The 23,113-nt window shown below is 64.1% G+C and carries 5 protein-coding genes; all 5 read right to left on the bottom strand.

From position 1 onward, the window contains the following. Positions 1-2: 2 nt before the first annotated feature. Genes LOY31_RS12010 through LOY31_RS11990 form a run of 5 tightly spaced genes read right to left on the bottom strand, consistent with a single transcriptional unit; the run spans position 3 to position 23,088 of the window. On the bottom strand, positions 3-209 hold the full coding sequence (locus tag LOY31_RS12010; protein WP_011333696.1) for an MbtH family NRPS accessory protein: 207 nt from the start codon (positions 207-209) through the stop codon (positions 3-5). Beyond that, positions 202-891, bottom strand: a complete 690-nt coding sequence (locus LOY31_RS12005) for a hypothetical protein (protein ID WP_258713329.1) — start codon at positions 889-891, stop codon at positions 202-204. Before LOY31_RS12005 ends, LOY31_RS12010 begins: the two co-directional genes overlap by 8 nt. After that, positions 888-9,974, bottom strand: coding sequence for a non-ribosomal peptide synthetase (locus LOY31_RS12000; RefSeq protein ID WP_258713328.1), 9,087 nt, complete (start codon positions 9,972-9,974; stop codon positions 888-890). The genes LOY31_RS12005 and LOY31_RS12000 overlap by 4 nt, the downstream gene beginning before the upstream one ends. Beyond that, the gene (locus tag LOY31_RS11995; protein WP_258713327.1) at positions 9,971-14,083 is read right to left on the bottom strand and encodes an amino acid adenylation domain-containing protein; all 4,113 of its coding nucleotides are present in this window, start codon (positions 14,081-14,083) and stop codon (positions 9,971-9,973) included. Before LOY31_RS11995 ends, LOY31_RS12000 begins: the two co-directional genes overlap by 4 nt. Continuing rightward, positions 14,080-23,088 carry a non-ribosomal peptide synthetase gene (locus tag LOY31_RS11990; protein ID WP_258713326.1) on the bottom strand — a complete coding sequence of 3,003 codons (9,009 nt, stop codon included), beginning with the start codon at positions 23,086-23,088 and terminating at the stop codon, positions 14,080-14,082. Before LOY31_RS11990 ends, LOY31_RS11995 begins: the two co-directional genes overlap by 4 nt. Positions 23,089-23,113 lie beyond the last annotated feature (25 nt).

Below are 23,113 nucleotides of genomic sequence, written 5' to 3'. Positions count from 1 at the left end.
TTTTATTGGAACGACACCGATGACTGCTCGCGCAGCGAACGCGGGCGCATGTCGATCCAGTGCTCGTTGATGTAATCCAGACAGACCTGACGCTCGCCGCGCATCCCCGCCTCGCTCCAGCCGCTGGCCATCGGCTTGCCCGCCGGCCACAGGGAATACTGGCCCTGAGCGTTGATCACCACATCGAATTGCAGTTGTGCGTCATTCATGTCGTTCTCCTGTTGAACGGGATTGCAGCGTGGCCAGGCTTCGCTCGAGCCCGGCGGCGAGTTGGTTGAATACGGCATTTCGTTGTTCATCGGTCTGCGCGCAAGCCCCGACGTAAACCCGCACGGACGCCCCGCAGACCTGAGCGCAGGTGTCTGCATCGTCGTCCGCGAAAGCCCGGGCCGACACCTCGGCATTGGCGCTGGCATGAGCGTGGGCAAACGCGGTGGCGGCGGCCTCGGTATTCAATTGCGCGTAATACTCGGCGAACGCCTCGGCATCACCGAAGTGCTCGGCAATCATGGCGCTGTTGGCCGGTGCGAGGCCGTAGGTCAGCGCACTGGCGTGTGCCTTGGCGTAAGCCGCGTCGTAGGCATAGGCCTTGTGATACAGCGCCAGCAACACCGGTTTGAGCGTGGCCCGCCATTCGCCCTGACGCCCGATCACGCCGAGCGCCGCCCGTTGATGCAGGCTTTGCAGAGCGAGCAGCGCTTGCTGATGTTCTGGCAAGGCTTCGCCGAGCATCGGCATGACCACGTCGGCCTGCCAGAGATGGAACAGCTGAAACGGCACCTGTCCGTGGAGTCGGCTCAAGCGCAGACGCAAGGCCTCGTCCAGTTCGGCTTCACACAACACCCTGGTCAGGGCCAGCCACCATGGCGGCATCGAGATCGGTTCATTCATGGCGAAGGCTCATCCGTACCGATGACTTCAGCCAGCAACCGCGCCCAGCGGCCCGCAACGATGCCGTAGTGATCGGTGTCCAGGGTTTGCCAGCTGCGCAACTGCGGCAACAAGGCGTGCCAGTTGCGTTGCAGGTCGTCCGGGCTCCAGTCGTTGCCCAGCCCATAAGGATTGGCGTGCCCGGCGATGAACAGCCGCACCGCTGTGGTCGCCAGCACCGGCGGCTGGAAGTCGATCATGCTGGTCATGTTGTTGCGGCAGCACACCGTCAGCCGTTGCAGATACGCCTGACGCTCTTCGGTCATGCCCTGCCCTTCGACCGCCGGCCAGCGCTGGGCAAACTCGCGCTGGAACACCTGCTCGATGGTCTGCTCGTCGATCCCGGCCAGTTCCGCCCCGGCATCCGGCGCGGGTGGGTCGATCAGGTACAACAACGGTTGTCTGAATCCGTCAGCCTGGGCCTGATGACACAGCGCCTGCGCCACCCATGCGCCGAAGGACCAGCCTGCCAGCCGCCAAGCGCAGCCGTGCGGAAGGTGGGTCTTGATTGCCTCCAGATACCAGCGTGCACGCTCCTCCACGCTGATGTTCGGCAACTGCGGCAGGCGCAGCGCCGGGTCGGCGATCACACACACGCCCAGTTCCGCCGGCAGCGCCGACACCAGTTCCCGATAGGCCTGAACATCGCCGCCCACCGGGTGGATCAGGTACAGCCAGTCACGCCCGGCTCCGGCATGCCATTGATCGATCCGCACTGCGTCGCGCCAGCCGTGGGGCACTTCTTCAACCGTAGCGGTCGAGACCAGTCCCAGCACCTCGCTCAGGCTGACCTTGTGGCTGAATTGCGACAGCTGGAACACCTCGCCGGTGGCCGCTTGCAGTTCGTCGATCAGGTCGAGCAGCGTCAGCGAATCAGCGCCCAGGTCGTACAGCGAATCGTCATCTTCCAGCTCGGCCACACCGAGCCACTTGCACAGGCACTCACGCAAACGCGTCGAAAGATCCACGCCCTTCGGCGCCTCGACCGGGGTGGCCACAGCACCGTGACGAACCGGATAAAACCGCCGCGCCGTGTCGATGCCGGTGGTGGAGATCAGCAGTTGCGGCAGCTGGGTCGCCATCGCCAGATCGAACACCCGACAGCCCTCTTCGGCCGACAACCCCACCGTCAGATGCTCCAGATGCGCGGCGTCTGCGCCGTTACTGGTGGTGGCCATGCCGATGTCGCGCCAGATGTCCCAGTTGATTACGAGGCGCAGGCAAGTGTCGGCGGGGTTCGGGCGATAGTGGGTGAAACCGTCGAGCACCCCGCTGGCCGCTGCGTAGTCCAGATGCCCCGCGCCGCCGAACAGTGCCGACATCGACGAGCAGTACAGGACAAAATCCGGTGTCAGGTGTTCGATCAAGGCTTCGACCACCAGCATGCCGCGAGTTTTGGCGGCCATCGCCTCGGCCATTTGCCGGGCATCGCGGTGACGAATCAGGCTGCCTGCACCGACGCCCGCCGCGTGAATCACCCCGCTCAGGCGACCGTAGCGTACGGCCAGTTGATCGAGAGTCTGTGGCCAGCGCGGCAGGTCAGCGATGTCCGCTTTGATGCAGTCGATCCGCGAAGCGTACGCCGCCAGCGATTCAGGCAATTGCCCTTGGCGCGAGATCAGCACCACACGGCGCGCGGGTGCCTTTAGCAGGTGTTCGCACAAGGTCCGGCCGATGCCGCCGCTGCCGCCCAGTACCAGAAACGTACCGTCTTCCGGTAGAAGCCCTGACGTCGTTGTCGGGCCGGTCAATGGCTGGGGCATCAAGCGTGGCTGCCACAGGTAACCGTCGCGCACCGCCATTCGTCGAGGCAACGACGAAGGATCGGCAAGCAACGCTGCCAACTCGCCGGCCTGCGTTTCGAGTCGTGACGACGGCAAATCCAGCCAGTGGCAACGCACCGGGTATTCCTGCGGCACCACTTCGGTGATGCCGGCCAGCGCTGCCAGCTCAGGACGTCGCACTTCGCCGTCCACCGGACATGCCTGCCATGACATCAACCAGAGCCGCAGCCGTGTCGTGCGCGGGGTTTGCCCCCAGGCCTGCATCAACGCACTGACCGTGTCCAGGCAGGCCCACTGCGCCAGATCCAGACTTTGCTCGTTGACCGCGCCCGACACCGCCAGCGGCAAGGCATGCAGCCAGTCGAGTTCGCCGAGTTCAGGTTCTTCAACCTCGGCGAGCAAACGGTTGAGGGCTTCGGTGTCCAGCGGATCAAGCTCGAAACGGTCCGGGCTCAAGCGCTTGAAGCCGTTGCCGGCGCGCACTTGAATCACGCGTCGGTACACAGCGTTCAAGCTCGTCAGCAATGTCGATTCCGGCGCCACATGGCTGCACAGAATCAGCACCTCACGGGATCCGACCGTCGCTGTCGCGCTCAGGCGCCGGGTGCGCAGCCACTGACGTTGGTGAAACCAGTCCGTCAGCGGTTGTCGCTCAAGGGCTGTCGCGTCAGGTTGGTTAGCCACGAGAGTCTGGAAACGATACGGCTGAAGATCGAACGACGACGGCGGCAGATCCCAAGGTGGCGGTGCCGAGCGCTGCGGCCATTGGATATTCGCGCCTTCGTACCAGGCGTCCAGCAGTTCCTGCGGCGATTGATCACGCGAGATCAACTGCGCACTTGAGACCGTGACCTCTTTGATCGCTGTTGGCTGCAACGGAATGTCGTCACTCGGCAGGCAGACCATCCCGAAGCGCCAGCGCAGTTGCCGGCGACCTGACTGCAAGTGCCGCAGCAACGCGGTGTGCTGCTCAGGATTGGTTTGCAGGTATTCACGAATCGCCACGATATCGCGCAGCAACTCCGCTCGACTGTGGGCCGAGATCATCAGCAACGGCAACGTTTCCTCGATACTTTCCTGCGCCATGGGCGCAGCGCCGACGATGACATGCGCATTGGTCCCTCCAATCCCGAAACTGCTGACACCAGCCAGTCGTCGCCGACCTTCCGGCCATGGCCGCGAGGTGGTCGGCACATAGAACGGCGAATGCTCCAGATCGATCTGCGGGTTGATCCGGCCAAATCCGAGGTTCGGCGGCAGCACGCCATGGAACACCGCAAGGCTGGCGCGAATCAGTCCGACCACCCCCGCCGCCGCGCCCAGATGACCGATCTGGCTCTTCACCGAAGCCAATGCGCACTGACCGACCGGTGCGTCGCCGAAAGCCTTGGTCAACGCCGCGACCTCGATCGGATCGCCCAACAAAGTTCCGGTACCGTGGGCCTCGATGTAGCCGATGTCGGCACCGGTCAACCCGGCCCGGCTCAGGGCATCGCGGATGACCGCGCTCTGCCCGGCCACTGACGGCGCGGTGTAACTCATTTTGGCCCGGCCATCGTTGTTCAACGCCGAGCCCTCGACCAACGCATAGATCCGGTCGCCATCGGCCCGCGCCTTGGCCAACGGTTTGAGCACCACCACCCCGTAACCGCTGGCACCGAGAGTGCCGCTGGCGTCGTCGCTGAACGGACGACACAGACCGTCGGCGGAGAAGATGTGCTGCGAGCGATGCCGGTAACCCTCGGTCAGGGTCGGGTCGATCAGCACCCCGGCTGCGAGCATCACGTCACTGTCGCCCTGACGCAGCATCGAACTGGCCAGATGCACGGCGATCAGCGAACTGCCGCAAGCGGCCTGCACGCTGAGGGCCGGGCCATTGAGGTCCAGGTGATACGCGGCTTTGGTCGCCAGAAAATCCTTGTCGTGGTGCAGCGCCAATTGAAAGCCATCCGGTAAATCGTCTTCGGCAGTCTCGCGCAGCATCTGCTGGAAGTACGTGGTTTCGCCGCAACTGGCGATCAGGCCGATGCGCGGGCCGTCCGCCCACGGGACGATGGCCGCGTGTTGCAGGGCCTGCACGCACGCCATCAGCAGATGCCGCTGTTGCGGGTCCATCAGCCGCGCTTCCTGGCGGCTGATACCGAAGTACTCGGGATCGAAATCGAGCATGCCCGCCAGTTGGCTGCGGGCGCCGACCAGGCCTTCTTCGGCAGCAAAGTGCTCAATGCCGAGCTCGTTGCCTTGCACCATCGCCCAGAACTCGGACAGGTTCTGCGCCCCGGCCACATTGACCGACATGCCGATGATCGCCATCGGCTGATGGCCTGCATCGGTCTGCCGTATACGCTCCGCCACGTCCACCGGCCCGGTCGACAGATGCGCCGCCAGACGCCGCACCGTGACGTGTTCGAACAGATCGGCCATCGTCACCTTGTGCGGCAGCTCTTCGGCGTAACGGCCATGCAAACGCATCAAGCCGAGGCTGGTGGCGCCGGCCTCGAAGAAGGTCTGCTCCGGCTCGATGTCACGGCCGATCACGGCCTGGAACAACTCGCTCAGTTGCCGCTCCAGCGCACTTAATTGAACAACCGGTTGTGGCGTGTTGCGTCGCTCCAGCGCCTCGCCCAGAGTCGACAAGGCCTTGCGGTCGATCTTGCCGCTGGGTGTGCGTGGCCAGCGGTCGATCCGTCGGTATTCATCGATTCGCACATGGGCCGGCAGCCACCGCGCGACCTGACGATCCAGCGCTTGCGACTTTGCAGGTTGGCCATCGAGTTGCAGCCAGGCGATCAGCCGTGGCGGATCGGCCTGAACCGCGACCACCGCGTTGACCACTTCCGGCACCTGCATCAGCGCCGCCTCGATTTGCCCCAGCTCCAGACGATGGCCGCTGAGTTTGATCTGCTGATCGTCACGTCCCAGGTAATGCAGGCAGCCTTGGGCATCGACCCACGCCAGATCGCCGGTGCGGTAGTACAAACAGCCGTCTGCCAGCTCGACAAACCGCGCGGCGTTCAGCGAAGGATCAGCCAGATAGCAACGGGCAACCATCGGCCCGGCCACCAGCAGATAGCCGCGACTGCCCATCGGCACCGGGCGGTCGTGCTCATCCACCAGCAGCAACCGCGCATTGCCGACGGCATGACCGATCGGCGCTCGCAACGGCCAGTCCCGCGCCACGGGCGGCAGGCGCAAGGCGCTGACCACATGGGTTTCAGTCGGGCCATAGTGGTTGAACAGCGAGGCCTGCGGCATGCCGCCGAACCAGTTACGCAGCGCCTCCGTGCAGAGCAGTTGCTCGCCGGCCGTGATTACCTCACGCAACGCCGGCGGGTAAATGCCCCGGGTCACGGCGGTTTGCGCCAGATGCTGCAAGGCCACGTACGGCAGGAACAGGCGCTCGATCCGCGCCTCGACCATGTAATCCAGCAACGCCTCTGCATCCTGACGCCAGCGCGGCGTGATCAGGTGATAACAGCCGCCCCCGCACAGGGTGCTGAAAATCTCCTGAAACGACACATCGAACGACAGCATCGAGAACTGCAACGTTACCGCTTTCGCCGGCAACTGCCCTTCGGTGCGCTGCCATTGCAGCAGGTTGCACAGGGTGCGCTCCGACACTTGCACACCTTTCGGCGTGCCGGTCGATCCGGAGGTGAACAGCGTGTAAAGCGGCCGCTCGCCGGCGTGGCGCGGACGTTCGAACGCTTTGGCATCGGCGTGCAGATCGACCCGATGCGTGGCGAATCGTCCGGCGTTCAGGTCGTCGAGTGCAGCATTGGTCGCGTCGCTGAACAGCACACAAAGCGGCTGCGCCTGCTCCAGTACCTGACGCTGGATCGCCACCGGATAGGCGGGATCCAGCGGCACGGCGGTCAGGTTGAGTTTGGCCAGCGCCAGCAAGGCGACGATGTGCTCCACCGAGGCATCGAGGAACAGCACGACATGCAGCGGCGCGTTCCCGGTCGGCAACGGATGGCGCTCGATCAGGTTTGCCGCAAGAGCATCGGCCCGCGTATTCAGTTCGCTGTAGCTGAGGCGCTGCTGGCCTTGAACCAGCGCAACCGCCTCCGGCGTGTAATGCACTTGATGCTCGAACCCATCCGCCAATGTGTTGAACGGCAGCGCAATCTGCGGACCTTCGCTGGCGGGTGGCAAACCAAGTCGATACGGACCCAGCAAATCGTCGAGCTTGGCCGCCGGGCTTTCCAGCAACAGGTCCAAGCCTCGGCGGAACAGTGCGCTCACCGCCCGCACCTGTTCGGCATCGAAATAGCTGCACTGATATTCCCACCAGCATTCCAGTTGCGACCCGCTCCCCACCATCAACAACGTCAGCGGGCACTTGGCGTGCAACTGCTCGTTGAATTCCAGCGTGGCGTGCAGGTTCGAGTCAGCCAGTGCGGCGTAATCGGTGTTTTCCAGCACGAACATGAAATCGAACAGCAAGGGGCTCGACGACAGCCGCAGGTCTTCCACCAGATCCGCCAGCGCCACGTCCTGCAACGCCAGCACTTCGCGCACGGTGGCGGTCTGCTTGCGCAACTGCTCGCTCAGGGACAATGCGTTTTCCACGCCAGTGGGAATCAGCACGGTGTTGGCAAACATGCCGACGGTGTCTTCGAACTCCGCCAGCGGCCGGTTGGACACCGGGCTGGCGATCCGTGGCCGCTCGCACCCGGTCAGGGCGTACAGGCTCCAGGCGAAGACACTGAACAGCACTTCGAAACGGGTCAGCCGTTGTTGGGTGCAAAAACGTTCGAGGGCAGCGCTCCTCAGGGTGCCCAAGAGTTCTCGGTGCAACCGCGCGTCCGGGCTGATTTCGCGCATTGGCATCAATGCAGGCGATGGCTCTTCATGACGCCGATGCAACTCGGCCAGGGCACGTCGCTGGTCGCGATAATGCGGATCAACGCTCCACTGGCGCTGCCACTGGCCAAACTCCAGCGTCGTCAATCGGGCAGCGGGATGCGGGCTGTCGTGGCCTTGCAGGATATCGGCGTAAAGCTGCGTCAGGTCATCGAACAACAGGTTCACCGACCAGCCATCGACGATGATGTGATGCAGGTTCAGCAACAGCCGGCAGCTGCCATCGGCGAACGGCAACAGCCAGGCCTGAAACAGGTTGGGCGTAGTCAGGTCGAACGGCGCGGTGAACACCAGTTCTGCGAAGGCATGCCAGTTGTCCTCGGTGAAATGCCCGACTGCGAAGGTGCGACAGGTCGGCCCCTGCTCGGCGATTACTTGATCGAGTCCGTCGGCACCCGCTACGAATGCAGTGCGCAACCCCGGATGACGCAATACCAGACGTCCAACGGCTTCGGCCAGTGCCGCGACTTCGACACCCGCCGCCAGGTGCAGAATCAGCGGCACGCTGTAGGCAGTCGAGGTCGGCGAGCGTTGTTGCAACAGCCACAAACGGCGCTGTTCGGCAGTGGCCGGCAGGCGTTTGGCGTTACTGATCGGAGGCGCGGGCGGGTAGATCGAATCGCAGTTCCGCTCACCGGTCAGTTGTTCAGCCAATGACGAGAAAGGCTCGTTAAGCAACGTGTCGAGAACGACCTCACGCTGCCAACGAACACGAATCGCCGAACGCAGGCGCATGGCCTTGAGCGAATCGCCGCCGCTGCCCAGCCAGTCATCCTGCGCACTCAGGGCCGGTTGGCCGAGCAGCGAACGGGCCTGACTCAGCAACCAGTCCAGCGCCGGTGAAACGCTTTCGTTATCCGTAGCCGCCCGAACTGGATGCCACGGACTCAACCCTTGGGCCAGCAAGCCGTCACGGTCGATCTTGCCATTGGCGGTCAGCGGCAGGCGCTCCAGCAGGAACAACTGATGCGGCCGCATATACGGCGCCAGTTGCGCCCGCAGATGGTTCTCGAAGGCGTGATAGTCCAGATCCCCGCGCGGCACGATGAACGCCAGCAACTGATGATCCTCCGCCGCCTGACGCCGGGTGCAGACGTACGCCTGCGCCACGCCCGGATACTCCAGCAGCCGTTGCTCCACCTCCCCCGGTTCGATCCGGAAGCCGCGAATCTTCACCTGCCGGTCGACCCGCCCCAGATACTCGATCAAGCCTTCGGCGTTGCGCCGCACCAGATCACCGGTGCGGTAATGCACCTGCGCACCACCGTCGAGGTCGGGCAAACGAACAAACTGACGGGCGGTTTCTTCGGGCCGGTTGCGATAGCCACGGGCAACACCGCTGCCACTCAAATACAGCTCGCCCACCTCGCCCGCCGGCACCGGACGTTGCTGCTCATCCAGCACCAACACGCCGGTATCCGGCAACGGTCGGCCAATCGGCGCCGAGTCACCGGCAAAGTCGCGGCTGATCGGCCAGCACAAGGCAAACGTGGTGCACTCGGTGGGGCCATAGACGTTGAAAATCCGGCAGCGGCTCTCAGGATTGGTCCGATACCATCCGCGTACGGCGGCAGCGCTGATCTGCTCACCGCCGATCAGCACCTGCCGCACGCTGGAAAAACACGACGGCCACTCGGCAATCAACGTGTTGAACAGCGACACCGTCATGAACAGATTGTCGACCTGCGTTCGCTCCAGCACTTCGGCCAGACGTCGCGCATCCAGCACGTCCTCATCGGCGATCATCACGCAGCAGCCGCCGTTGAGCAGCGGCGCCCACAGCTCGAAACTGCACGCATCGAACGCCGGGTTGGACAGGCAGGCAAACCGGTCCGTCGGGCGAATCTCGATATAGCCGTCGCTGTGCGCCAGCCGCAGCAAGCCGCGTTCGCCAACCTCGACCGCTTTCGGGGTGCCGGTGGTGCCCGAGGTGTAGAACAGAAACATCACCTCGGCGAAGTCTTCGGCCAATGTTTGCGGCGGAGCGTCCGGCTGATCGAGCAAGGCCTCGACGCTGGTTTGCCACAACGACGCTGACCACAGCGGTTCTTCATCCAGGGTAATCAGGCCGACACACGCCGCATCCGCCAGCATCAACTCCCGACGCTTGCGCGGGCTCGCTCGATCCAGCGGCACCACCACTGCACCGACCTTCAACGCGCCGAGAATCGCCGCCAACCATTGCCAGCAACGCGGCATGCACAACGCCAGCGACTGGCCGGGTTCGACACCGCGCGCCAGCAACCCTCGGGCAATGCGTTCGCTGGCGCTGGCCAGTTCGGCGTAAGTCAGCGTGACCGACTGATCAATCACCGCCGGGGCTTGCGGATTACGCCGCACTTGCTCGGCAAAACGCGCAAGCAACGGCATGTCTTTGGACGCACTCATCATTTCGCCTCCTGCGCGTCGAAGCGTTGCAGCTCCCGACGGATGATTTGCGAGACCCGATGGATTTCCGCGCTTTCGAGCATGTCCCAGTGCCCGCCGCTGACCAGTTTCGCCAGATAGCCGTGGCCTGCGCGGCGACGCCAGAAGCCGCGCAGTTCATGCAGTTGATGGCTACTGAAATCTTCCCGTGCCTGAATCAGCACCACACGACCGGCGCGCGGCGCGCAGTCATAGGCGGCCATGGCCAGCCGGTTGTGGTTGTAGATGTTGAAGTAGCGTTCGACCTGGGCGTCTTCGATGCCGGGGTACATGCCGTTGAAACGCACCAGCTTGTCGCGGAACTCGGCCATGTCCACGGTGCCGATCTGCTCGCGGAAACCCGGGTCGTCGCTGCCCTGGGTGTCGAGCAGCACCACCGTCACCTGACGATGCCCCGCCGCCGTCAACCGCCGCGCCATCTCATAGGCCACCAGACCACCGAACGACAGCCCGGTGAGGATCAGCGGTTGCTGCGTCAACGGCTCGATCTGGCGCAAGTAAGCCTCGGCCATCGCTTCGACCGTCGGTTCGGTACTCTCCCCCGGATTCAGCCCCGGCGATTGCACCCCATAGACGCCGGTTTCATCCGGCAGCACCTTGGCCAGCGACAGGTAACAGAACGCCGTGCCGCCCGCCGGGTGAATGCACACTACGTTGTGCTGGCCGCTGCCACGACGGAATTCGATCAGGTTGCTCTGGGCCAACGCCGGATTGGCCCCGACCCGCAACCAGCCGCCCAGCGCCTCGATGGTCGGGTAGCTGAGCACCACGCGCACCGGCACTTCGACCGCGAACTGCTGGCTGATTTCATGGGCCATTTTGATAGCAGCAATGGAGGTGCCGCCGACATTGAAGAAGTTGTCGCGAATGCCGATCTGCGGCGCCAGCAACAGGCTTTTCCAGATCTGGTACAGCGCCAGTTCGATGTGATCGCGCGGGCTGCTCAGGTTGACCTGACGGTTGACCATTTCTTCGTCTGCCAACGCTGTCAGCGCCGCACGGTCGACTTTGCCATTGGCAGTCAGCGGCAAGGCATCGAGCCACAGATAGCTGCCGGGGATTACGGCTCTGGGCAGGGTTGTCGCCAGATGGGCGTGCACCGCTGCTTCGTCCACGAGTTCGGCCACCACACAGCAGGCCACCAAGCGCTGATCCTGCGCCGCTTCGCCGACCATCAGCACTACGGCGCTGCGGATGCCGGGAAACGCTTCGAGCCGGGCTTCGATCTCGCCCAGCTCCAGGCGCACACCGCGCAACTTGACCTGAAAATCGTTGCGACCGAGAAATTCCAGCTGACCGTCCGGGCGATAACGCGCCAGATCGCCGCTGCGGTAGAGCCGATCACCTGCCACAAATGGATTATCGATAAAGCGCTCGGCACTCAGCTGCGCCAGCCCCAGATAACCCCGGGCCACGCCCACGCCGCCGATGTGCAGATGCCCGGTCACGCCCACCGGCACCGGCTGGTCGCGGTCATCGAGAACATAGAAGCGGTTGTTGGAAATCGGCCGACCGATCGGCAATTGCCGGGCCGGCACCTCGGCGCCGGGCTCCAGCGTCCAGATGCTGTTGATCACCGTGGTTTCGGTCGGGCCGTAGACGTTGTGCAGCCGCGCATGGGGCAGACGTTCCTGAAAGCGCCGCGCCAGGGCTGGCGGCAGTTCACCGCCGCCGCTGAACACATCGGTCAGCGACGTACACTGGCTGACCTCGTCGACTTCCAGAAACAGCTGCAACATCGCCGGCACGAACACCAGCGCCGTAACCTGCTGCTCGCGCACCTCGCGCGCCAGATACGCCGGTTCGTAATGCCCACCGGGCCGCGCGATCACCAGCCGCCCGCCGGTTGCGAGCGGCCAGAAAGTCTCCCAGGCCGAGGCGTCGAAGCCGAACGGAATCTTGTGCAGCATCGCCCCCGCTTCGCCGCAGACCTGCAAACACCACAGCAGCAGGTTGCTCAAGCCACGGTGAGCGACCATCGCGCCCTTGGGCAAACCGGTGGTGCCGGAGGTGTAGATCACGTAGGCGAGATGATCAGGGGTGACACCGACATTGCGTGGATCGAGATTGTCGGCAGACAACGACGCCCAGCTCGCGGCGTCCTTTTCGAGGTCGAGGATTGGCGCTTCCCAGTTCGACCCTTGCACGGCCTGACGCAAAATCCCGTGCGCAGAACCGAGGGTCAGCAGCACCGCCGGCTTGCTGTCGCCGAGCATATGGCTCAGGCGTCCCAACGGATAATCCGGATCCAGCGGCACGTAGGCGCCACCGGCCTTGAGCACCGCCAGCAGCGCCACCGGCAACTCCAGCGAACGCTCGATGCACACCGCCACGCGCACATCCGGGCCGACGCCCAAGGTGCGCAAATACCGCGCCAGTCGGTTGGCCCGGGCATTGAGTTCGGCGTAACTCAGGGATTCGTCCTCGAAGACCACTGCGCAGGCCTGAGGGTTGCTCGCGGCCTGCGCGTCGACCAGTTGATGCACGCAGGGCGCCGCTTGCGTCAGTGGTGCGGCACGGTTGAAGTCCACCAGCACTTGCTGACGCTCCGCCTCATTCATCAGCGGCAAGGCATTTATCGGTTGCTTGGCGTCGGCGGCGATCTGTTCGAGCAAGTGGCGGTAGTGCCCGCTCAGGCGTTCGATGGTTGCGATGTCGTAGAGGTCGGTGTTGTATTCCACCAGCAAGTCCAGCCGACCTGCCCGCTCGACCCATTCGAACGCCAGGTCGAACTTGGCCGTGGCACTGCTGGTGCAGTACGGCGCCAGTTCCAGGCCAGGCATCTGCACCGCGTTGCCCGGCGTGTTCTGCAACACCAGCATCACCTGGAACAACGGCGAATGACCGGGATCGCGCTGCGGATTGACGGCCTCGACCACGCGGTCGAACGGCACGTCCTGATGGGCGTGAACGTCAAGCATCTGGCCACGCACCTCACGCAACAGTTCGGCGAAGGTCTGCTGCGGATTCAGGCGCTGACGCAGCACCAGCGTGTTGACGAAATGGCCGATCAGCGGCTCGACTTCCGGACGATTGCGGTTGGCAAACGGCGTGCCGATGCACAGATCCTGCTGACCGCCGTGGCGCCACAGCAATACCGCCAAAGCGCCCAGCAACACGTTGAACAACGTGCCCTGAGTCTGCCGGGCCAGCGCCGTGAGTTCGCGCAAGGTGCCGCCATCGACGGAGGAACTGAACGTGGCGCCGACATAGCGCTGCACCAGCGGGCGCGGCCGGTCGGCGGGCAAGGTCGACAACAACGGCGCGTCGTCCAGGGTGCGCCGCCAGTAATCGAGCTGAGCATCCAGCGCCGCACCGCCGATGCGCTGTTGCTGCCAGCAGGCGTAGTCAGCGTATTGCACCGGCAGCGGCGCAAGCGTCGGGGTTTCGCCGCGCAGATAATCGCCGTACAGCGTGGCGACTTCATGCAAGATCACGCCCATCGACCAGCCGTCGGCGATGATGTGGTGCACGCTGTACAGCCACAGATGTTCGTCGTCGGCCACGCGCAATAACGATGCCCGCAGCAATGGGCCGGTGGCCAGATCGAATGGCGCCCGGGCGTCCTGCTCGACGGCGGATCGTACGTGCTGCTCGCGCTCTTCGGCAGACAAATGGCGCAGATCCGTCACCGACAACGACAGCGGCATCGACGGGTGCACCACCTGACGCGGTTCACCGTCCACGCTGCCAAACGTCGTGCGCAGGACTTCGTGGCGAGCCACCAGTTGGTTCAGCGCCCGCTCCAGCTGCGCGACGTTCAACTGCCCTTTGAGCGTCACCGCTGTGGGCACGTTGTAGAACGGGTTGCCGGGTTCCAGTTGATCGAGAAACCACAGTTGCCGCTGCGAGAACGACAACGGCCAGGACGCGTGCTCGCCGGCGCGGCGGGGAATCGCCGCGTCATCGTGCCCGCCGAGCAAGGCAATCAGTTCCTGTTTGTGAGTCTTGAGCGCCTGGGTCAGTTCTTCGGTGAGAAACCCGCGCGGCGCCTTGCAGCGCAACTTGTCACCGTCCACTTCGAGCACCACGCCATGGCGAGCGAACAACGCCAGCAATTGATCGGCATTCATACTTCGAACTCCTCCATGTCTTCGTCGTCCAGGCTTGCGGTCACAGGCTCGATGGCAAACGCCTCGACCGGCGCGCGGTGTTGTTCATCGGCCGTGCGCAGCCCGCCGATCATCGAGTAGATCAATTCATGGCTTGGCCCCAGATCGAACAGCGTCGTCAGTTGTTGTTCCTCGACCGAGCCGATGCCGCACAGACCCAGGCCGTGTTCGACGGCCGTCATGCTCAGCAACTGGGCCATGGCGCCGCTTTCGATATGGCAGAAGTCGCGGCTGCGCTCGCCATACAGCGGGCGGATCGCGGCCATGTCGGCGATGAAGAACAGCGAGAACGCGGCGTTCTCGTACACCGGGCGGTTGACGAAATAGTCGTACGTGTCCGGGTCGAGCAATCCGCTCTGTAGCGCCAGCAAACGATGCTGGCGGGGATCGTAGTAATACGCGCCACCGGCCACGCCGAGCACGCGATCCGCTTTGATGTAGAGGTACGCCTGAATCGGGTACAGACCACCCGCCGACGGGAACTGGTATTTCACTTCACCGTCTAGTTGCCCTTGGGCCAGCGCCGCCAGTACATGGGCGAAGGCCTGGGTGGCGATCGGTTGCAGATCGTATCGACGCACCGAGCGGTAATCGCTCAAACGCCGGGTGAAGACCGGGTCCTGCGGCAGATCCAGTGCCACTGCCGGCAAGGCTTGAGCGAAGTCGCGGCGCCCACGCTGTTCGGCTTTGAACTGCGCCCGCTGCTGGGGATCCTCGATGATTTCCTGCGCTGGTTCCGGAGCCTGCTGCACGTTGCCGAGCAGATCCTGACGCGCCCGGTTCTGGCGGTACATGCCAAGCAGATGCAGCAACGTCGGCTGGGCCAGCAGTTGCGCCACGTGCGGACGGAACTGCAAGGCGCCGGACAAGGCGTTGCTGATCCGCACGATATCGATCGAGGTCGCGCCGAGGTTCAGCAGGTTGGCGTTGGCGGCGATGGATTCGCGCTTGAGCACGTCCTGCACGATTTCCACCAGTCGCTGTTCCTGCGGCCCGTCGACTTCCAGCGCCGGACCTTGCTCCTCGATGTGCTCCGGCTCCGGCAGGCGCTTCTTGTCGACCTTGCCGTTGGACGACAACGGCCACGCATCGACGAAGGTGAACGACGCCGGAATCATGTAGGCCGGCAGTTTGTCGCTCAGGTACGCGCTGAAATCCCTGGCCTGCAACGCCGGATCGGCCTTGAGCACATAACCCGCCAGCCGCTTCTCGCCCAGCGTGCTGCCAAGAATCCGCACCACCGCGCTCTGCACGCCGGGATGGCGATTGAGCGCAGCTTCGATCTCGCCCAGCTCGATGCGATAACCCTGGACCTTGACCTGATTGTCTTCGCGACCGAGGAACTCGATGTTGCCGTCCGGCAGCAAACACCCCAGGTCGCCGGTGCGATACAGCCGCTCGCCGGTCAGTGGATGATCGAAGAAACTGCCCGCGCTGAGTTTTTCATCGCGCCAGTAACCTTTCGCCAGACCAATGCCGCCGATGTACAGCTGCCCCGCGACCCAGGTCGGGCGCACTTGCAGCGCTTCATCCAGCACGTAGAAACGCTGATGATCGAGGGCCTTGCCGTAGGGAATGCTGCGCCAGGCCGGGTCGACGTGCTGCACCGGATAATAGATCGACCAGATCGACGCCTCGGTGGCGCCGCCCAGGCTGATCAGTTGCAGCTTCGGCTGCAAAGCCCAGGCCCGCTCAGGCAAGGTCAGGGGAATCCAGTCGCCGGACAGCATCGCCACCCGCAGGCTGGCAGGCAACGCGCCGCCCTCGCCCTCCACGTACTCGACCAGCATGCCGAGCAGCGCCGGCACCGAGTTCCACAGGCTGACGTGATGACACTTGATCAATTCGAGCCAGTGCACCGGATCGAGGGTCAGTTGCGGGTCGAGGATGACCACCGCCGCGCCCACCGCCAACGTGCCGAAGAAGTCATAGACCGACAAGTCGAAGCTCAGCGACGAGATCGCCAATACGCGGTCGCTCGGGCCGACGGCAAAGCGCCGGTTGATGTCGAGCAAGGTGTTGACCGCGCCGCGATGGTCGATCACCACGCCTTTCGGCTGACCGGTGGAACCGGAGGTGTAGATCACGTAAGCGAGGTCGCTTTCGTTCACCTGCATCGGTTGCAGTGACAGTCCATCGTTTGAAACTTCATCGGTCACGGCAATGGCCGTGACCTGCGCTGGCCATTCGATCTTGTCGAGCAGCGCCGGTTGGGTCAGGGCCAGACTCGCCTCGGCCCGTTCCAGAATATGCCGCAGCCTTTCCGCCGGCTGAGTCGGTTCGATCGGCAGGTAAGCGCCGCCGGCATACAGAATCGCCAGGGTTGCGACCACTTGTTCCCAGCCGCGCTCCATCACTACCGCCACCAAGCGGTTCGGCACCACGCCCTGCGCTTGCAGTCGGGCGCCGAGTTGCCGGGCCTCAAAGCGAAGCTGGGCGTACGTCAGCTGTCGTGTGCCGATCACCGCCAGTGCATCCGGTGTGGCGAGGGCCTGACGTTCGAACAGTTCGTGCATCAGCGGCAGGGTTTGCTGAATGTCGACCGGCGCCGGCAAATGTGCCTGCGGCAACAGCTGTGGGGTGTTCGCGCCCCAGGCTGCCGGTTCGCAGAGGCTGTCGAGCAGGGTGTTATAGGCGACGAACATCTGCTCGATCATGCCTTGCGGGAACAGTTCGTCGATGCTGTCCCAGTTGAACAGCAGGCGCCCTTCCAGCTCCAGCAAGGTGTGGTCGAGCCACACTTGCGGGGTCTGGGTGATGCTGTGCATGTGCCGGGCGTTCAACGCGTCGGCCAGATTGAATTCGGCCAGCTCCGGTGCCGCTTCCGACAGTGTGCTGTTGAACACGATCGGCATCGCCGTCTGCTGCACGCCCCGGGCCTGGGACAATTCGCGCAGCACCCGCACGCCGCTGACCACCGAATGGTCGATGTCGCGCCACAGTTGCGCCTGCACCGCGCGGGCCTTGTCGGTAAAGGTTTGTGTTCCGTCGATGCCGACTTCCAGCAGTACCAATGAGGTGAAGTCGCCGATGATTTCGTCGACATCGGTGTGCAGCGGCATACGGTTGAACAGCGGCAGGCTCAGGGTGAAACGCGGCGTGCGGCTCCACAGCGCCAGCACTTCGCTGAACGCAGTCAGCAACATCACCGACGGCGTCACCGCAAACTGTTTGGCGACGGCTTTGAGTTGCGTCCACTGCGCGGCAGACATGTCGCGGTCGCGGCGGGTGAAGTGCGGGTTGGCGATGCTTTCGGGTTGGCGCACCAGCGGCAGATCCGGTGCCGGGGCAAGAGTGGTCACACGTTCGCGCCAGTAGCCCAGCGCCTGTTCGTAGCGGCGACCGATACGCAGCTGTTGTTCGGCTAGCACATAGTCGCGAAAGGTCAGGCCCGGTTCGGCCAGCTCAAACGTAGGGTCGACGTAGAAGGCCATGAGTTCGCGAGCGAGAATCTGCGTGCTCGCGGCGTCGACGATCAGCGCGTCGAGGCTGATGTGCAGATGAGTGATGCCGTCATCGAGCAGCGACAGGCTGAACTCGAACAGCGGCCAGCGACTGGCGTCCAGCACCTGATGCGACTGACGTTCACGGGTCGCTTCCAGCGTGCGCTGCGCCACGTCGGCAGGCATACCGCGCAGATCGCTGCGGGGCATGCGATAGGTCGGCACCTGCGCCAGCACCTGTTGCGTGCCGTCGCTGAGGAACACCACACGCAGCATGTCGTGGCGCTGGATCATGCGGTTCAAGGCTTGTTCGAAACGCTCGGCGTCGAACCCGGGAATACGCAGCTCTTCGTAGCCGTGAGCACTGACGCCACCGAGGCTGACCGTGGCCTCGCGACCGAACCAGTAGGCTTGCTGGATATCGGTCAGAGGGAACGGTTCATGTCGATTAGCGCGATCCGGCTCGATCTGGATGAACGCCGGTTCAACGCTCTGCTCTTCACGCGAGACCTGCGCCGCCAGATCCAGCAACACCGGGGTCTGGAACAGGCTGCTCAGGGACAGTTGCGCGCCCATTCGCTGGTTGATCGCGTAGATCATCCGCGTCGCCAGCAGCGAGTGGCCGCCAAGGTCGAAGAAGTTGTCGTGGATGCCGACCCGCTCGCACTTGAGTACTTCGGCCCAGATCTCGGCCATTTGCCGTTCAATGTTGTTTCGCGGCGCCTCGTAAGTCGCTCCGGCACTGCGTTCTGGTGCCGGCAGCGCTTGGCGGTCGAGCTTGCCGTTGCGGGTCAGCGGCAATTGCGAGAGCCGGACCCAGGCGCTCGGGATCATGTGTTCGGGCAACTGGCGTTGCAGTTCGGCACGCAGGAATTCACTGGTCGCGGTGCCGACCACGTAGGCCACCAGACGCTTGTCTCCGGCCACGTCTTCACGCAGCAACACAGCGGCTTCCTGTACGCCGGGTTGTTGATGCAACAAGCTGTCGATCTCACCGAGTTCGATGCGGAAGCCGCGCAGTTTCACCTGTTGGTCGATGCGCCCCAGGTACTGCACGTTGCCGTCGGACTGGAATTTCGCGAGGTCGCCGCTGCGGTACATCCGCGCGCCCGGTTCGGCACTGAACGGGTCCGGCAGGAAGCGTTCGGCGGTCAGGTCCGGGCGGTTCAGATAGCCACGAGCCAGGCAGGCGCCGGCGATGTACAACTCGCCCGCCACGCCAACCGGGACCGGATTCAGATGCTCGTCCAGCACGTAGAGCCGCGCATTGGCGATGGGACGACCGATGGGCGGCGCGTCCGGCCAAAATTCGGCCTCGTTGCAGTCAAGGCTGAACTGGCTGACCACATGGGTTTCGGTCGGCCCGTACTGGTTGTGCAGTTGCACACCACCGAGCCCACGGACAAAACCGCGCAGCTCGTCATTGATTTGCAGGGCTTCACCGGCGGTGATGATCTCGCACCCACCGACCGGCATCGGTGCATCGGCCTCGGTCAGGCCGGCGAGTTGCTGCAACACGGCGAACGGCAGGAACGCCCGCTGCACGCCTTCGGCCACCAGCGTCGGGCGCAGCGCGGCGAGGTCCTTGCGGCTGTCCTCGGTCATCAGCAACAGGCTGCCGCCCTGGCAGAGCGTGCTGCAGATTTCCTGGAACGAGACGTCGAAGTTCAGCGAGGCGAATTGCAGCACGCGCTGTGGTGCAGTGGCTTGATCGAGCTGCCAAGCAATCAGGTTGTCCAGCGCGCGGCGGCTGTGGGCCACGCCTTTCGGGCGTCCGGTGGAGCCGGAGGTGTAGAGCACGTAGCCGAGGTTTTCCGGGCTCACCGTGACGTGCGGATCATCAGTCGGGTGTTGCGCCCATTGCGCTGCGTCGGTGTCCAGGCAGCAGATTTTCGCCTCGTTGGCCGGCAGCCCGGCCATCAGGCTTGATTGCGTCAACAGCAAGGTCGGCGCGGCATCGCTGAACATGAACGCCAGACGTTCGCTCGGATAAGCAGGGTCGAACGGCACGTACGCCGCGCCAGCCTTGAGGGTCGCCAGCAGGCCGATGACCATTTGCGGCGAGCGTTCCAGGCACAGGCCGACGCGATGCTCGGGGCCGACGCCTTGTTCGATCAGGTAATGCGCGAGGCGGTTGGCGGCACGGTTCAGTTCGCCGTAACTCAGTTGCTCACGGTCAGCGAGCAGCGCCACGGCATCAGGCGTTTGCCGGGCATGGGATTCGAAGCGCGCCACGCAACCGGGCAACGACGCGGTATCGCGCGCGGTGCGGTTCCAGTCATGAACGATCTGCTGGTGTTGCTCGGCGCTGAGCAGCTTGATCCTCGCCAGCGACTGTTGGCTGTCCTCGACCATCTGCGTCAGCACCCGACGCAGGTACTCGCCGAACTGCTCGACGGTGCTGCGCTCGAACAGGCCCGAGGCATATTCCAGACCTCCGACGATCTGCCCGTCTCGCTCATGGAGCGCCAGTTGCAGATCGAACTTGGCGACGTGATGACTGCTCTCGACCGGCGTGACATCCAGCCCGGTCAGCAGCAGATCGGAATCCTGATCCTGTTCCCAGGCAAACAGCACCTGGAACAGCGGACTGTGGGCCAGACTGCGCGGCGGGTTGAGCAATTCCACCACTTGCTCGAACGGCAGGTCCTGATGTTCCTGAGCGTCCAGCGCCACTTGCCGCGCCTGTTGCAGCCATTGCGCCACCGACGGCGTACCCGACTGAGTCATGCGCAGCGCCAGGGTGTTGACGAAGAAACCGATCAGCCCTTCCAGCTCCTGCTGCGGGCGGTTGGCCGATGGCACGCCGATCACCACATCGCTCTGCCCCGACAGGCGCGACAGCAGCAGCGAAAAACCGGCCAGCAGATTCATGAACAGCGTGGTGCCTTGCTGCATGCCCAATGCTTTCAGGCGTGCGGTCAGGGTGGCGTCAAACACCAGCGGGACAAAACCGCCGAGGTAATCCTGCACGGGCGGACGCTTGTGATCGGTCGGCAATTCCAGCAATACCGGCGCGCCCGTCAGGGTTTCGCGCCAGTAACGGCTCTGCTGCTCCAGCACGTCGCCGGTCAGCCACTGCTTTTGCCACACGGCGTAATCCACGTACTGAACCGGCAAGGGCGGCAGCGGATCGTCGCGATCCAGCAAAGCCGCCGCGTACAGCTGACCCAGCTCGCGGGTGAGCACGCCCATCGACCAGCCGTCGGAGATGATGTGATGCTGGGTCAGCAGCAACACATGGTCATCCGCCGCCAGCCGCAGCAGGCTGACCCGCATCAGCGGGCCCCGGCTCAGGTCGAACGGCCGGGCGCCCTCCTCGTCGATCAAGCGGCTCAGACGCGCCTGCGCATCGTGCCCCTGCACTTCAGTCACCGTCAGCCGGACGCTGTGCGCCAGCGGCGAAACCAGTTGACGCCCTTCCCCTTCAACGGCGATGAACGTCGTGCGCAGCGCAGCGTGGCGCGCCACCAGTTGATTGAAGCTGCGTTCGAGTGCCGGCACGTCCAGCGAACCGCGCAAACGCAGGTTCAGCGGCATGTGATACGCCGCGTTGCCACCCTCCATTTGCGCCAGAAACCACAGGCGCTGCTGAGCAGACGACAACGTTTGCGCGCCCGAGCGTTCAAGGGCCGTGATGGCCGGGCGAGCCGCAGCCTGACTGGCTTGCAGCCGTTCGGCGAACTCCGCCAGAACCGGCGCGGCAAACAGCGTCGAAGGCGCGACTTCCAGCCCCAGCGTATGGCGAACTTGCGCCAGCACGCGCATCACCAGCAGCGAGTGACCACCGAGGGCGAAGAACTGATCCTGACGCCCGACCCGCTCGACGCCGAGCACGTCGGCCCAGATCGCGGCGATTGCGGTTTCCAGCGAGCCTTGGGGTGCCTGGTATTCCTGCTGATCGAACGCCTCGGCGTCCGGTGCCGGCAGACCGGGACGGTCGACCTTGCCGTTGGCGGTCAGCGGCAGTGCATCGAGACGCACGAAGGCGGTCGGCACCATGTAGTCCGGCAGGCTGATTTGCAGCTGTTCGCGCAGTGAGCGCGGGCTCAAAGTGGTGTCTGGTTTTTCGCAGTAGTAGGCGACCAGACGCGGCTCACCGGGACTGTCTTGGCGCAGCAACACCACGTTTTCCCGCACGCCCGCAATGTCCGCCAGCCGGGTTTCGATTTCCCCCAGTTCCAGACGCAGGCCGCGCAACTTGGTCTGGGAGTCGTTGCGGCCGAGGAATTCCAGTTGGCCGTCGACCCGATACCGCGCCATATCCCCGGTGCGGTAAAGGCGTTCGCCCGCCACGAACGGGTTGTCGATGAAACGCTCGCTGGTGAGTTGTGGCAGGTTCAGATAACCGCGCGCCACGCCGACGCCGCCGATGTACAACTCTCCCGCAACACCCTCGGCAACCGGTTTGCGGTCAGCATCGAGCAGGTAAATCCGGGTATTGGGCAGTGCCCGGCCGATGGGCAGCACCGCGTCGATCTGGCTGCTGTCGGTGAACTCGAAACAGGTGCTGTCGATGCTCGCTTCGGTCACGCCATAGGCCTGGACGATCTGCACCTGCTCACCGCAAAGCCTGCGCAATTGCCGCGCGCTGTGGGCGGTCCAGATGTCGGAGCCGCAGACCACGGTGCGCAGGAACGACAGGTCATGGCCGCTCTCTTCGACCCACGCCAACAGCGGATTGAGCAGCGCCGGCACGAAGTCGGCAAAGCCAATCTGCGCCTCGCGCATCAGCCGATACAGAGCCAGCGGGTCCATCAGGGTGTCCCGTGGACAGAGCACCATCGTGCCGCCAAAACCCAGCGCCCGGATCAGGTCGGCGCTGAACACGTCGAAGGAAAAACCAGCCATCTGCAGGTGGTTGATCGACTCGCCCAATCCATAGAGCTGCGCCCAGTCGGCGCTCACGGCGACCAGTCCGCGATGCTCGACCATCACGCCTTTCGGGGTGCCGGTGGAGCCGGAGGTGTAGATCACGTAAGCCAGATGCCGGGGTGTCAGGCCGATCGCCTGAGGATCGAGGTTGTCTGCCGGGAGCGAAGCCCAATCACTGGCGTCGGCCAGATCCAGCACAGTCGGTGCAGTCGCCGACTGTTCGAGCGCCGCCCGCAAAACATCGCGCGCCTGGCCGTGAGTCAGCACCACCGGCGGTGCACTGTCAGCCAGCATGTGCGCCAGCCGCACCTGCGGATACGCCGGGTCCAGCGGCACATAGGCGCCGCCAGCCTTAAGCACCGCGAGCACGCCGACCAACATATCCAGCGAACGCTCCAGACACAGCCCAACTCGCACGTCCGGCCCGACCCCGAGGTGGCGCAAATGATGGGCCAGCCGATTGGCGCGGGTGTTCAGTTCACGGTAACTGAGCGTCTCCTGCTGCCAGCGCGCGGCAATCGCCTCGGGGTTGCGCAGCACCTGCGCTTCAAACAGACCGTGTACGCACAGATCTGCATCGAACGGTTTCAAAGAGGAAACATCGGGCTGCGCGGGATTCGTCCCACGCAAGGAAGTGTTGTCGAGCATCGGAGGCTACCGTCCATGACTACAT

It is taken from the genome of Pseudomonas sp. B21-021 (assembly GCF_024749205.1).
Classification (GTDB): domain Bacteria; phylum Pseudomonadota; class Gammaproteobacteria; order Pseudomonadales; family Pseudomonadaceae; genus Aquipseudomonas; species Aquipseudomonas paraglycinae.
Note: the sequence above shows the minus strand (reverse complement) of the source record. Positions and strands in the feature narration are given on the sequence as shown.

Coding starts and splice junctions, on each gene's coding strand:
- LOY31_RS12010 (WP_011333696.1), bottom strand. CDS start 209: ATGAATGACGCACAACTGCAATTCGATGTGGTGATCAACGCTCAGGGC.
- LOY31_RS12005 (WP_258713329.1), bottom strand. CDS start 891: ATGAATGAACCGATCTCGATGCCGCCATGGTGGCTGGCCCTGACCAGG.
- LOY31_RS12000 (WP_258713328.1), bottom strand. CDS start 9,974: ATGATGAGTGCGTCCAAAGACATGCCGTTGCTTGCGCGTTTTGCCGAG.
- LOY31_RS11995 (WP_258713327.1), bottom strand. CDS start 14,083: ATGAATGCCGATCAATTGCTGGCGTTGTTCGCTCGCCATGGCGTGGTG.
- LOY31_RS11990 (WP_258713326.1), bottom strand. CDS start 23,088: ATGCTCGACAACACTTCCTTGCGTGGGACGAATCCCGCGCAGCCCGAT.